Consider the following 13,766-nt stretch of genomic DNA (forward strand, 5'->3'; position numbering starts at 1 on the left):
CTAGGGTCCGGGGTGCCTCCTATTTAAACTCACAGCTCAAATCAAGCATTACTCGCATGTTTTCAATCTTTACAGGATATGTTTTGATATTCTGTGTCAGTGGAGCGCACAGGGCTCTGCCTGTGCATACATCAAACCGACCTTGATGCAAGGGACATTCGATTTCTCTGCCTTCGAGAAAACCGTCACTCATGCGGGCGGCGCCATGTGTGCATAGATTGTCGGTAGCGTAAATTTCGCCCTCCACTTCATACAACGCCAACTCCCTTCCCTCGACTGTCACGCCGAGGACGTCCCCTTGAGGGATATCTGAAAGAGCTACTGCTTCAATCCATCTTTTTGTCATAAAGCTATCTTCAAATTGGGTAAATTATGGATTCAGAGATCATTCCACTGTCGTAAATAATCAGACGCAGCTGTTTTTCTTGTTGAGGGATTCTCGATGCACAGAGATGCAGGGGCGGTGGGGTAATTCAAACCCCACTGGAGTAGAAGGCATCGGCATAAATATGTTCAGACGATATTCCAAGGCCTTTCACGACGCCGCAAAGCGCTTCAACCATCGCTGGTGCGCCGCATAGATAGGCTCTCCACCCAGCCAGCGAAGGAATGTCTTTTTCGATCAAATCAGTAATTAGGCCTGCTCGCTGGTCCTGATTAATTGGGCCAGTTGCGATCACTGTATGGATTTTGAGTTGAGGGTGCATAGCGGCGAGGTCGTACAATCTGTCTACGTCGTAAAGGTCTTGCTGACTGCGCACCCCGAAATATAGGTGGATAGGGTTCGTCATACCAGACTTCAGCGCCCCGCGGACAATCGACAGTACCGGCGCGAGTCCAGTCCCGCCGCCCACACACAGCATTGGCCCGGTATGGGCCTGACGCAGATATGCCGTGCCGAGAGGCCCGCTCAACTTGACGTTTGTACCTTCGCGAAGGTGCTCGAAAATATAGTCTGTAACACGCCCACCCGGCACTTTTCGTATGTGAAACTCCATTTCTTGGTCATCTGGCAGACCTGCCATGGAATAAGGACGCGCATGCTCGGGACTGAACTGCAGCATCGCATACTGTCCGGGTGAGAACTCGAATGGCTTGGCAAGGCGGATGCGGATGCGGCGGATATCGTGAGTGGGTGACTCGATGGCGACAACCATGCCTTTGATGACTCGCGCCGGGTGGGTGACTATGTCGTCAGCTTCTACGATTTCAATTGCGCAATTGCTCGTGAGTACTGACTGGCAGGCGAGCACATAATGTTCGTCGACGAGGTTTGAGTCACCACTTTCCGCCGCTGAACTGATGACGCTGCCATCTGTAATTCGGCAGCGGCATGTACCACAACGTCCAGACATGCAGCTATAGGAAATACCCACACCGTGCTCACGGAGTACTTCCAAAAGGTTAGCACCGGACTCAAATGGCAGGCGGCGGTTGTTCGGTTGTACGAGAAGTTCCATAGCTCTGATTCGTCATTATAGGTTTTGTGTCCACCATCCTCATAGACCAACTCCTATATGTCAATAAAGCATAAATGAATATTAGTATTACCGCTGTGAATAATGGTGCTTGGATCGTTCTCATGAAATGGCATGAGATGGCGCTTTTTTCTGGTGGAACGAGCGCTCTGAAAGGCAGGTAACCAGGTCGCGGTAGGGACGGCAGTTACCTGCCGCCCCCCGCACATACATGGACGCCCCCGGGTTGCCAAGCTTTCAATCTGTGACGGCTCGATGGTATAGATTACACTCATACATCTGGACTTTCGGTGCGGCGTTGCCGCTGTCCCTGATGGAATCCGCTGGCCGAGTTCTCAATAGATCCGTGTGCTCATGGCACGCTGTGCGGGTCAGATTTTCTTGGCCACGGTCTTACCAGTTTTGCCATCAATTCATGCTCACCTGAGCAATCAATAGCGTTGGTCTACTACAGGGGTGAGTTGACGTCTTCAAGCCACTCCGATTACGCGACGACGGTCGTGTAATCGGAGCGGAACTCGCGGTCACAGGCCAACAAGGCCCATATAATTCGGGCGTTTTTATTCGCCAGTGCAACGGCTGTCACATTGGCGTTACGCCGCTTAAGTAGCCGGCCAAGCCAGCTGTCAGAGATATCTTTTCGTTGTGCTGCGTAGATCATCGACCGTGACCCCTGGATCAGTAGCGTCCGTAGATAGGAGTCCCCCCGCTTACTCATCCCCAACAGCACCGTCTTACCCCCAGTGGAGTTCTGCTTCGGCACCAGCCCAAGCCAAGCACTCACCTGTCGGCCATTCTTGAAACTCTTGGCATCGCCAAGAGAGGCTACCATCGCACTGGCCTTGATTGGCCCGATGCCTGGAATCTTGGCCAGCTTGCGGCTGTTTTCGTTCACGCGATGCCAGGCGACAATTTGACTCTCGATCTCACGAACCTGATGATCGAACCCCTTCAACTGTTCCTGTAGACGCGGCACAAGCAGACGAAACAAGCCCGGCAACTCGTTGTGCTCATCCTCAATAAGCTCCGGCACACGCTTGGCGATATGTGCGATGCCCTGTGGGATTGGATTACAAGACCAAATTCGGCCAGCAGCCCACGGATCTGATTAGCCTGCGCTGTCCGAGCCTTCACGAATCCCTGACGAACCCGATGCAGCGACAGCACAGCCTGTTGCTCTATGTCCTTAATCGGCACAAAACGCATGTTTGGCCGACCTACCGCTTCGCAGATAGCCTCAGCATCAGCTACATCGTTTTTGTTCGTTTTCACATATGGCTTTACGAATTGCGGGGCCATCAGCCTCACATCATGACCAAAGCTGCGCAGCTTGCGAGCCCAATGGTGGGCGCTTCCACAGGCCTCCATACCGATCAGGCACTGCGGCATGATTGCAAAAAGGTGGCGACCTGTTCGCGCTTGAGTTGCTTCCTCAGAACGGTCTTGCCATGTTCATTAACACCGTGCACCTGAAATACATTTTTCGCCAGATCGTTACCAACGGTCATAATTTTCATGCCAGATGCTCCTCTTGGTTTGTGGTTTCTGAAGCACTTCTACTATTGCACGTTGAAGCCACTGGTTTGTGGATGGGGGCGTCCATACCAATAGATCCGTACGTGCGGAACTACCACATACGGCTCCTGCCTCGGGTATGTGACGCGAAGTGATCCTCAGGGTAAGGATGTGCATTTCTAGGTCTAGGTATATAGAGGTCTGCAAGGCGTCCGTAGCGTGACCACTGGAGTCTATTACGCTTGCTGCGTCGCTTGAGGGCTTGCCGCCATAGACGGCATACCGCCAACCTAAAACCACCAAGACGTATCAGATTCCCCGGCACCGCGTGGTAATTGAAGTACCCGCTGATCACCCGGGTAAGCCACTGACCTACGACTCGAACTGGCTCATGACGTTGGCGTTTCAGCTCATCCCAAATGGCCAGCAGCGTCGCACGCATCCGCTTCTTGACCGTCAGCCGCAGTATTTGAAACCCACCGCTATCAAACAGGCCATTCGCGAGCGGTTCAGGGTATCTGCTCTTGTTCGGCGGTCATGCTGCTGCCGAACGTACCTAGGCTGACCTGGAGCCGCAAGTGTATATTGATCGTGGTGGGGAGTATTCCTCGCCAACGCCGACCTATCGGTGCTGGCGCATGGCCACGCCGTTCAATCCGCTTGATATCTCCACTGTCTATACCGTAGGTGAAAAAGGCTACCCCCAATTATCCCGCTTACGCAGGTTTGTAACTGCCACCACAACAAGGAGACACACTTATGAAACTGTACTATGCACCTGGTGCCTGTTCGCTGGCCGTACACATCGCGCTACAAGAAACCGGGTTTGACTTTGCGCTCGAAAAAGTGGATCTGGCCACGCATAGGACGGAGTCCAATATCGATTTCAGCACCATCAATCCCAAGGGCTACGTGCCTGCGTTAGTACTCGATGATGGCGAGCTGCTAACCGAAGTGTCGGCGATTTTACTCTACCTGGCAGATCGCGCCGACAAGAGCCTGGCACCTTCGGCCGGCAGCATGGCACGCTACCACCTGTACTCATGGCTCAATTTCATTACATCGGAGTTGCACAAAGCCTTTAGCCCCCTGTTCAATCCCTGCGCGCCTGATGAATGGAAAATACAGATCAAACAGACGCTGACAAAGCGGTGTGAGTATGTCGCGGCACAGCTTGCGGGCAAACAGTTCCTTCTCGGCGACAGTTACACGGTTGCCGATGCCTATCTGTTTACCGTGTTGGGTTGGTCGCGATTGGTGCAGTTCGATCTTGCGTCCTGGCCCACGATCAACGAATACCTGGGGCGCATCGCCGGGCGTCCTGCCATACAGGCGGCCCTCAAAAGAGAGGGCCTGCTCGGCTAAGGCACGATAATCGTTGGGTTGATCCTGAAAATAAGTGTTTCTCCACTTTTTACAGGACGCGGTACGAACCATCCTGTGTAACTTGCGGGTGGCTCGTGGCTGCGTTCCTAGGTCTGGGTATTTGACGGCTTCAGCATCAGCTCCGGCAGCAGTCGTCGAAATAGGTCGCTGGAAAGGATTCCAAGCCCGTCTACTTTCAGGGCCAGCTCAGTTCCAAACCGGGAATCGAACCCGTCCGATACAGATTGGTCAGTGCCGACGCATCAGTAGGCGGAGAAACACTACCGGAGCCTATCCCCTGGACACCAGTGTTTTCCTGCAGTAGTCGCCAGCGATCTTTGTCATCTCATTTAATTGAAAAGCCGTGTTGAACTCTTTAATTCCCCTGCCAAGCTTGATCTAGTGTGCTGTCTCTGAAATAAGTTTCTAACCCTAGGGATGCTCCGATCAACTTGCCGCGCAGCGGTGGCAAGCCGTAATTTGCCAGGCACATAGCGCTATTTTTCTGAAAACGGTCTGATGCAGTGTGAGTCGAGCGCGTTTTTCGCTCGGTTTTCCGTGTTAAGCGCGCAACTCACCCAAACCCATCAGTCGCTTTCGAGCCATCCACAGGTTCGACAGGGCGAACAGCGTGGTCAGTTGGGCCGTGTTTTTCATCAGCCCACGAAAGCGTACTTTCACGTAACCAAACTGGCGCTTGATGACCCGAAACGGATGCTCGACCTTGGCGCGTGTCTGCGCTTTGCAGTACTCGATCTTGCGCTTGGCTTTGTACAACAGGCTGCGTTTGTTCAGCTTGGAATACGTGCTGCGCCGCGCCGCGATTTGCCAGATCACGTTACGATTTTCGTGCTCTTCACGCTTCTCGACACCGGTGTAGCCAGCGTCCTCATAGACCGCGTTTTCTTCCCCGTGGAGCAGTTCGGCGACTTGAGTGACATCGGCCACATTGGCCGCAGTGCCATGGACGTGATGAACCAGTCCAGACTCAACGTCAGCGCCGATGTGGGCCTTCATACCGAAGAAATACTGGTTACCCTTCTTTGTCTGATGCATCTCGGGATCACGCTCGCCGTCTTTGTTCTTGGTCGAGCTTGGGGCATGAATAATAGTGGCATCGACGATGGTGCCCTGGCGCAGCGACAGGCCTTTTTCCTGCAAATAACCGTTGATGACCGCGAGGATTGCAGGAGCCAGTTGATGTTTCTCCAGCAGGTGCCGGAAGTTCATGATCGTGGTGTCTTCCGGTATCGGCGCACTCAACGTCAGGCGTGCAAACTGGCGCATGGGGGTGATTTCGTAGAGCGCTTCTTCCATGGCCGGATCACTCAGGGAGAACCAGTTCTGCAGCAGGTGAATGCGCAGCATGGTTTCCAGCGGATAAGGTTTTCTGCCACCGCCGGCCTTGGGGTAGAACGGTTCGATCGGGCCCAGCAGACCTGTCCAGGGGACGACATGATCCATCTCGGCGAGGAAGCGTTCGCGGCGTGTCTGCTTGCGCTTGCTGGCATATTCGAAATCGGAAAAGCTCATCTGGCTCATGGGAGGCTCGGATCAGGTGGTCAGGCGATTTTCGCATAACCGGGACTTGTTCGGAGATTCCCTAGGTTCGGTTTATCGCTCAACGCTTTGAAGACACGACTGATCGAGTTTGATCGTTTTGCTGCGAGAAATTGTAGGAAGCGAGCCTTGGGTAAACCGGAGGCTTTTGACTGCCTGGGCTTTACACACTTGTAGGACCAACAGAACCGGTGGGTTTCAAATCCTGTGGCTGACGGTCAAGGAGTGGAGGCGTGCGATGCTGCTGGCCATTCGGGATAAGCTAAAACGCCGACGTCATGAGCCAGTTTGAGTCGTGGTCAGTCGCTTAACCGAGTGGTTAGTGGATTCTTCAAGCACCATGCAGTACAGGGAAATCTGACACGTCTCGGTGGTTTTCGGTTGGCGGCAAGCGCCTCAAGCGACGCAGCCAGCGTAACCGGCTCCAGTGGCCAATCTACGGACGCCTTGCCGCCCTCAACATACCTAAACCTAGGAATGGCACAGTCGGTGCGACTGGCGTATTGCTAAGGTCCCCCTGCATGAGTAGCTAGTTGCTTGGCTTCCTCGGTTGCCAACCAATATGCGAGCGGCTGCTCAAGATTACTGATAGCCCCAACGATCACCCCGGATTGTGGCTCAATTCGAAAACAAATCGAACATCAGTTGTCGCAACCAGATGTTGGCTAGGTCCTTGTGGTATTTTGCGTGCCAGAACATGTTAATGGGGATTTCTGGTAGGTCGATGGGGATAGGCAGCACGCTCAAGCCGAAGGGGTCTACACAGCAGTCAGCGAAGCGCTCAGGTACGGTCGCGAGTAGCTCCGTATGCTGGAGGATATGGCCGACGGCGACGAAATGCGGAACCTCTAGGCGGATGTCACGTCGGATGCCGGCCCGCGCCATATGGGAATCTACTTCGCCGTGGCCAGTGCTGGTGGCGATGACTCGTATATGGCCGTAGGCGCAGAAGCGCTCCAAGGTCAGTGGCTCTCTGGTGGCCGGGTGGTTCTTACGGCAAAGGCACACGTAGCGGTTGTGGAGCAGCCGACGCTGTAAGAAGCCGGCCTGTAGGTTGGGTAGCAGGCCTACGGCCAAATCTACTGTACCGTCTTGTAACGACTGTACCAAGCTCACCGAGCTGTCGCGTACAGTGCTGATTATGCAATGGGGGGCCTGATGAGTGAGCGCATCCATCAGCCGGGGCATGAAATATATCTCACCAATGTCGGTCATGGCCAGGGTGAAGGTGCGCTCGCTGGTCAGAGGATCGAAGCGCTCTTCGTGATGTAGTGCTTCGCGCAGACTGTGCATGGCATGGGCGATGGGCTCGGCTAAATGGGCAGCGTAGGGCGTAGGTTCCATGCCTTGGTGGGTACGTACGAATAGTTCGTCCTGCAGTGCGGTGCGCAGGCGCTTCAGGGCGTTGCTTACGGCAGGTTGGGTTAGACCTAGGCTTTGCGCGACGGTAGAGACACGCCTGTCGACGAGCAACTGATTGAATACTACTAGCAGGTTTAAATCCAGGTCATGTAGTTCCATGGAGCCTCGCTATGTTGTCGCTGTCGTTCTGCCTGAACGGCAGCATTATTCTCAATGCGAATATATAGTATAGGATTTAGTGTATTTATCAATAGTTATAGCTTCGCTATTGTTGGAGGCATCCAATAATAAAGTTGACAGGTATTGCATGAACAATAAGAAACCGGCCTTGCGCGTTGGTATAATCGGCGGCGGAATTTCAGGTGTCGCCTTGGCATTGAGCTTGTGCCAGCACTCCCATCTCGAGGTACAGCTATTCGAGGCGGCCCCCGCGTTCGGTGAAGTAGGTGCTGGTGTGTCCTTCGGGCCTAACGCCGTGCGCGCCATTGCCGGTTTGGGTTTGGGTGAGGCCTACCTGCAGGTTGCTGATCGTACCCCACAGCCTTGGGAGGATGTTTGGTTTGAATGGCGGCGCGGGAGCGATGCTAGCTATTTAGGTGCCACCATTGCGCCGGGCGTAGGTCAGTCTTCTGTACACAGGGCGGATTTCCTTGACGCCCTAGTAAGACACCTTCCAGAAGGCATCGCACAATTCAGGAAGCGTGCCACCGAGGTCGAACAGCAGGGTGGTGAACTGCAAGTGCTATTCGCCGACGGCACGGAGTACCGTTGCGATCTCCTAATCGGTGCCGACGGCATTAAGTCAGCGCTTCGTAGTCATGTGCTGGAAGGTCAGGGACTGGCCCATCTAGGACCACGTTTTAGCGGCACCTGTGCATTCCGGGGGATGGTAGATAGCCTGCAACTGCGCGAAGCCTATAGGATCAATGGCATCGCCGAGCACTTGGTGGATGTACCGCAGATGTACTTAGGACTCGATGGCCATATTCTTACCTTCCCTGTAAGAAATGGTAGCAGCATCAACGTGGTAGCCTTCATTTCCGACCGTAGCCAGCCGGAGCCAACTTGGCCCGCCGATGCCCCTTGGGTCCGGGAAGTGAGCCAGCTCGATATGCTTGATGCTTTCTTCGGGTGGGGGGATGCCGCACGTATCCTACTGGAGTGCATCCCGAACCCCACTCTCTGGGCATTGCATGATTTGGCGGAGCTGCCAACCTATGTGCATGGTCGGGTCGTCCTAATCGGTGACGCAGCCCACGCTATGCTTCCGCATCAAGGTGCCGGTGCCGCTCAGGGGCTTGAGGACGCCTATTTTCTCGCTCGTCTGCTGGGCGATCCTCATGCGGATGCAGAAACTCTACCCGAGCTGCTTAAAGCCTACGACGACCTACGCCGCCCTCGTGCCTGTCTCGTGCAGCGAACCTCCTTCGAAACCGGCGAACTATACGAATTGCGCGACCCCATCGTCGGTGCGAACGAGCAACTGCTGGGGGAGACCCTGGCGACCCGCTTTGATTGGCTATGGAACCATGACCTCGACACCGATCTGGCTGAGGCCCGAGTGCGCATGGGGTGGGAGCCGCGTGACCAAATTGCGCAGCGTCAAGGGTAAGTGGGCGTGTAGATTGTGGCTGGGGTTTCGACGGCAAGTATTGAAGCATTTTCTGCGCACGGGTTACGTGATGCGTATGGGTTTGCCTTTGGTGCTAGGTGCAAGATATCACTTTGCTTCAGCCGCTAGGCCGACGCTGATGAGAGCCGTTGGATCTGTAGATAAACTTAGATTCTGATCTAAACACGGGCAGCCACCGCATTGGTACCAGGGCAACGCAGACACCACGGTAACCCATTAGTATTTCCTACACGCTGTGCCGAAGAGCACCGCTAGAGATAACAATGCAAACCAATAACAAGCGCTCGTTCCGTTCCACAATCAGAGCTCGCGCGATGACAATCAATACTTCCCTAGCAATCACCAAGCTGGCTAGGATTTGTCTTTTGGGGTCCTGCAGCGGTGCCCAGTGACGCAGGTGTCGATGGAGGCGGGATGCAAACTGTCTTTGAAATCACTGTGCGGCCTGATGGGGAGAGCTTCGTCTGCCAGCCGCAGCAGTCAGTGCTGCGTGCTATGGAGGCCCAGAACAAGTACTGCTTACCAGTTGGCTGTCGCGGCGGCGGGTGCGGCGTGTGTAAGGTGCGGGTGCTGACCGGTGATTACGAATGCGGACGTATGAGCTGCAAGCACCTATCTATAGAGGCTCGAGAACAAGGTTACGCCTTGGCATGCCGACTGTTTGCCCGTAGTGATTTATGTATCGAACGTTATTCAAACCCCCCAAACGAAGAAATAGTCAACCCACAACAATGAGAAAAGGTGACGCCATGAGTAAAGGGATAATGCGCCCCGGCCACGTGCAGCTAAGGGTACTGGATATGGCCGAGGCCCTAAAACACTACGTCGATTTATTAGGCCTGATCGAGATGGACCGTGACGAGCACGGCCGTGTCTATCTGAAGGCCTGGACAGAAGTTGACAAGTTTTCCGTGGTGCTACGTGAAGCCGATGAGCCTGGTATGGATTTTATGGGTTTCAAGATGGTAGATGAGGATTCTCTCCGGCAACTTGAGCAGGATCTGCTGGCATATGGCTGTGCCATCGAGCATGTACCGGCGGGCGAACTGAACGGCTGCGGTAGGCGCGTGCGCTTCCAGGCCCCCTCTGGACATCACTTCGAGTTGTATGTGGACAAGGAATACACTGGTAAATGGGGTGTGAATGAGATTAATCCCGAGGCCTGGCCGCGCGATCTGAAAGGGATGGCGGCTGTACGCTTCGACCATTGCTTGCTGTATGGCGACGAATTACAAGCCACAAATGATCTGTTTACCGAGGTGTTAGGCTTCTATCTAGCCGAGCAAGTAATCGATGCAGAAGGTAAACGCCTAGCTCAATTTCTCAGTTTGTCGACCAAGGCACATGATGTTGCTTTTATTCAGCATGCGGAGAAGGGCAAGCTCCATCATGCCTCATTCCTCCTTGAGAGTTGGGAGGATGTGTTGCGCGCCGCCGACCTGATCAGCATGACCGACACCTCAATAGACATCGGTCCGACCCGTCATGGTCTAACCCACGGTAAGACTATTTACTTTTTCGATCCCTCTGGCAACCGCAACGAGGTGTTTTGCGGCGGTGATTACAGTTACCCGGATCACAAGCCTGTGACCTGGATGGCTAAGGACCTGGGAAAGGCGATCTTCTATCATGACCGGGTGCTCAATGAACGATTCATGACTGTCTTGACCTGAAGGCCCGAGTCGATATATTCCAGAGGTAGCGCAAATGAAAGAGATTAAGCATTACATCAACGGTGAGTTCATCGGCTCGGCCAGCGGCCGCACTTTCGAAGATATCAACCCAATCAACGGCCAAGTGATCGCCAGTGTCCACGAGGCCGGCCGCGCAGAGGTCGACGCCGCGGTCAAGGCTGGCCGTGCCGCGCTCAAGGGGCCATGGGGCAAGATGACGGTAGTGGAGCGCGCTGAGATTCTGCATCGAGTGGCCGATGGCATCACGGCGCGCTTCGACGAGTTCCTCGAGGCCGAATGCCTGGACACCGGCAAGCCTAAATCCCTAGCCAGGCACATCGACATTCCGCGCGGGGCGGCCAACTTCAAGGTGTTCGCCGACCTGCTTAAGAATGTAGCCAATGAAGCCTTTGAGATGGCTACCCCGGACGGTGCTGGTGCGCTCAACTACGGCGTGCGCAGGCCCAAGGGGGTGATCGGGGTGATCAGCCCGTGGAACCTGCCGCTGCTGCTGATGACCTGGAAAGTCGGCCCGGCGCTGGCCTGCGGCAACTGCGTGGTGGTCAAGCCATCCGAGGAAACCCCGCTAACCGCCACCCTGCTCGGCGAGGTGATGCAGGCCGCCGGCGTGCCAGCAGGCGTGTACAACGTTGTACACGGTTTCGGCGGCGATTCGGCAGGGGCCTTCCTCACCGCCCACCCGGACGTCGACGCCATCACCTTCACTGGCGAGACCGGCACTGGCGAAACCATTATGCGCGCCGCCGCCAAGGGCGTGCGCCAGGTGTCGCTGGAACTGGGCGGCAAGAACGCTGGTATCGTCTTCGCCGACTGCGATATGGACAAGGCCATTGAGGGCACCCTGCGCTCAGTCTTCGCCAATTGTGGCCAAGTTTGCCTCGGCACCGAGCGGGTATATGTCGAGCGGCCGATCTTCAACGAGTTCGTCTCCCGCCTCAAGGCTGGTGCCGAGAGCCTGGTGATCGGTCCGCCGGACGACACGAGCAGCAACTTCGGTCCGCTAGTCAGTCTCAAACACCGTGAAAAAGTCCTCAACTACTACCAGCAGGCGCTCGACGACGGCGCCAGCGTCATCACCGGCGGCGGCGTGCCGGACATGCCGGCGCACCTGGCTGGCGGCGCCTGGGTGCAACCGACCATCTGGACCGGGCTGGCCGACGATTCGGCGGTGGTCACCGAGGAAATCTTCGGCCCCTGCTGCCATATCCGTCCGTTCGACAGCGAAGAGGAGGCAGTCAAACTGGCCAACAGCCTGCCCTATGGCTTGGCATCGGCGATCTGGACCGAAAATAGCTCGCGCGCCCACCGCGTCGCCGGGCAGATCGAGGCCGGCATCGTCTGGGTCAACAGCTGGTTCCTACGCGACCTGCGCACCGCTTTCGGCGGCAGCAAGCAGTCGGGCATCGGCCGTGAAGGGGGGGTGCACTCGCTGGAGTTCTACACCGAGCTAAAAAACATCTGCGTGAAACTCTGAGGTGCCTATGACTGCATCCTTGAAGGCCCCCCCGCAGGTTACGGAACCTAGCCCCGAACTGGGTCGCCAGATCCTCGCTGCGGGCTGGCGCACTAACCTGCATGACCAGGGTGAAGGTTTCCCGGTGCTGCTGATTCACGGCTCCGGCCCCGGCGTCACTGCCTGGGCCAACTGGCGTGGGATAATTCCGCAGCTGGCCCAGAACCGCCGGGTGCTCGCCCCAGATATGCTCGGTTTTGGTTTCAGTGAACGCCCGGCTGATGCCTTCTACAACCAGGCGCGCTGGGTCGAGCATGCCATCGGCGTGCTCGACGCGCTCGGCATCGCCCAGGCCGACATCGTCGGCAATTCGTTTGGTGGCGGCCTGGCGCTGGCCCTGGCCATCCGTCACCCCGAGCGGGTGCGTCGGCTGGTGCTGATGGGTAGCGTCGGCGTGACCTTCCCCATCACAGAGGGGCTGGATGCAGTCTGGGGTTACAACCCTTCATTTGAAGAGATGCGCCGCCTGCTTGATGTATTCGCCTATGACCGCAATCTAGTCAATGACGAGCTGGCAGAGCTGCGCTACCAGGCGAGCATCCGTCCAGGCTTCCAAGAGTCGTTCGCCGCGATGTTCCCGGCGCCGCGCCAGCGCTGGGTCGACGGCCTGGCCAGCGACCCGAAACAGATCAGCACCCTGCCCCACGAGGCGCTGGTAATCCATGGCCGCGAGGATCGAGTGATCCCCCTGTCCGCCTCGCTGGCCTTGTCCGAGCTGATCCCCAACGCCCAGTTGCACGTCTACGGCCACTGCGGCCACTGGACCCAGATCGAGCACGCCGGCCGTTTCGCCCGCTTGGTCGAGGATTTCCTCGCCGAGGCCGCCCCCCTTTCCTGAGAGAGAACTATGGACCAGATATTAATCAACGAGCTCGGCGACGAGCTGTACCAGGCGATGGTCAACCGCGAGGCGATCGCGCCGCTGACCGAGCGCGGTCTCGCCATCAGCATCGATGACGCCTACCACATCTCCCTGCGCATGCTCGAACGCCGGCTGGCCGCCGGCGAGAAGATTATCGGCAAGAAGATCGGCGTCACCAGCAAGGCGGTGCAGAACATGCTCAACGTGCACCAGCCCGACTTCGGTTACCTGACCGACGCCATGGTGTTCAACAGCGGCGAAGCCATGCCGATCAGCCAGAGGCTGATGCAGCCCAAGGCCGAGGGCGAGATCGCCTTCATCCTGAAAAAAGATCTGCTCGGCCCCGGCGTAACCAACGCCGACGTGCTGGCCGCCACCGAATGCGTGATGCCCTGCTTCGAGATCGTCGATTCGCGCATCCGCGACTGGAAAATCAAGATCGAGGACACAGTGGCGGACAACGCCTCCTGCGGGCTGTTCGTGCTCGGCGACACGGCGGTGTCGCCACGCCAGGTCGACCTAGTCACCTGCGGCATGCTGGTGGAGAAGAACGGCCAGTTGCTCAGCACCGGTGCCGGCGCCGCGGCCCTGGGTTCGCCGGTCAACTGCGTGGCCTGGCTGGCCAACACCCTGGGCCGCTTCGGCATCCCGCTGAAGGCTGGCGAAGTGATCCTCTCCGGCTCGCTGGTACCCCTGGAGCCGGTCAAAGCCGGCGACTTCATGCGCGTCGAGATCGGCGGCATCGGCAGCGCCTCCGTGCGCTTCACCTGATCGAACAGAGGAC

General features: G+C 56.5%; 11 protein-coding genes and 1 pseudogene. 7 read left to right on the top strand and 5 right to left on the bottom strand.

All coding sequences use genetic code 11. The features are described 5' to 3' along the window. Window positions 1-19: 19 nt before the first annotated feature. From LQ249_RS30620 to LQ249_RS30630, 3 genes and pseudogenes are all read right to left on the bottom strand, one after another. Entirely contained in the window at window positions 20-346 is a 327-nt protein-coding gene (locus LQ249_RS30620) for a non-heme iron oxygenase ferredoxin subunit (RefSeq protein WP_134939500.1), read from the bottom strand. Between the two features lie 127 nt (window positions 347-473). Then, the gene (locus LQ249_RS30625) at window positions 474-1,460 is read right to left on the bottom strand and encodes a 2Fe-2S iron-sulfur cluster-binding protein (RefSeq protein ID WP_134939499.1); all 987 of its coding nucleotides are present in this window, start codon (window positions 1,458-1,460) and stop codon (window positions 474-476) included. A 502-nt stretch (window positions 1,461-1,962) separates the two neighbouring features. After that, a pseudogene (locus LQ249_RS30630) lies at window positions 1,963-2,995 on the bottom strand (IS110 family transposase). Between the two features lie 757 nt (window positions 2,996-3,752). Here LQ249_RS30630 and gstA point away from each other — a divergent pair. Next, window positions 3,753-4,358 carry a glutathione transferase GstA gene (gene gstA, locus LQ249_RS30635; protein WP_134939338.1) on the top strand — a complete coding sequence of 202 codons (606 nt, stop codon included), beginning with the start codon at window positions 3,753-3,755 and terminating at the stop codon, window positions 4,356-4,358. A gap of 561 nt (window positions 4,359-4,919) precedes the next feature. On the opposite strand, the gene LQ249_RS30640 is transcribed toward gstA, so the two are convergent. Then, window positions 4,920-5,900 carry an IS5 family transposase gene (locus LQ249_RS30640; RefSeq protein WP_232566695.1) on the bottom strand — a complete coding sequence of 327 codons (981 nt, stop codon included), beginning with the start codon at window positions 5,898-5,900 and terminating at the stop codon, window positions 4,920-4,922. A gap of 636 nt (window positions 5,901-6,536) precedes the next feature. Then, window positions 6,537-7,439: an HTH-type transcriptional activator NahR gene (gene nahR, locus LQ249_RS30645; protein WP_134939340.1), complete on the bottom strand. Its 903-nt coding sequence runs from the start codon at window positions 7,437-7,439 to the stop codon at window positions 6,537-6,539. A gap of 148 nt (window positions 7,440-7,587) precedes the next feature. Between nahR and salA the strand changes: the two genes are divergently transcribed. The 6 genes from salA (at window position 7,588) to dmpE (ending at window position 13,753) form a co-directional block, all read left to right on the top strand. Continuing rightward, a complete protein-coding gene (gene salA / locus LQ249_RS30650; RefSeq protein WP_134939341.1) occupies window positions 7,588-8,892 on the top strand; it encodes a salicylate 1-monooxygenase in 1,305 nt (434 codons plus the stop codon). 435 nt (window positions 8,893-9,327) lie between these two features. Next, the gene (locus LQ249_RS30655; RefSeq protein WP_134939342.1) at window positions 9,328-9,648 is read left to right on the top strand and encodes a 2Fe-2S iron-sulfur cluster-binding protein; all 321 of its coding nucleotides are present in this window, start codon (window positions 9,328-9,330) and stop codon (window positions 9,646-9,648) included. A gap of 14 nt (window positions 9,649-9,662) precedes the next feature. Then, window positions 9,663-10,586 (top strand): catechol 2,3-dioxygenase, encoded by a 924-nt coding sequence (locus LQ249_RS30660; protein ID WP_134939343.1) that lies wholly within the window; start codon window positions 9,663-9,665, stop codon window positions 10,584-10,586. Window positions 10,587-10,620: 34 nt separating this feature from the next. Then, complete coding sequence (locus LQ249_RS30665; RefSeq protein WP_134939344.1) at window positions 10,621-12,081, top strand: 2-hydroxymuconic semialdehyde dehydrogenase; 1,461 nt, start codon at window positions 10,621-10,623, stop codon at window positions 12,079-12,081. Between the two features lie 7 nt (window positions 12,082-12,088). Next, entirely contained in the window at window positions 12,089-12,958 is an 870-nt protein-coding gene (locus LQ249_RS30670) for an alpha/beta fold hydrolase (protein ID WP_232566696.1), read from the top strand. A gap of 9 nt (window positions 12,959-12,967) precedes the next feature. Beyond that, window positions 12,968-13,753: a 2-oxopent-4-enoate hydratase gene (gene dmpE, locus LQ249_RS30675; protein ID WP_232566697.1), complete on the top strand. Its 786-nt coding sequence runs from the start codon at window positions 12,968-12,970 to the stop codon at window positions 13,751-13,753. Window positions 13,754-13,766: the final 13 nt, after the last annotated feature.

The organism is Pseudomonas sp. 7-41, assembly GCF_021233075.1.
Classification (GTDB): Bacteria; Pseudomonadota; Gammaproteobacteria; order Pseudomonadales; family Pseudomonadaceae; genus Aquipseudomonas; species Aquipseudomonas veronii.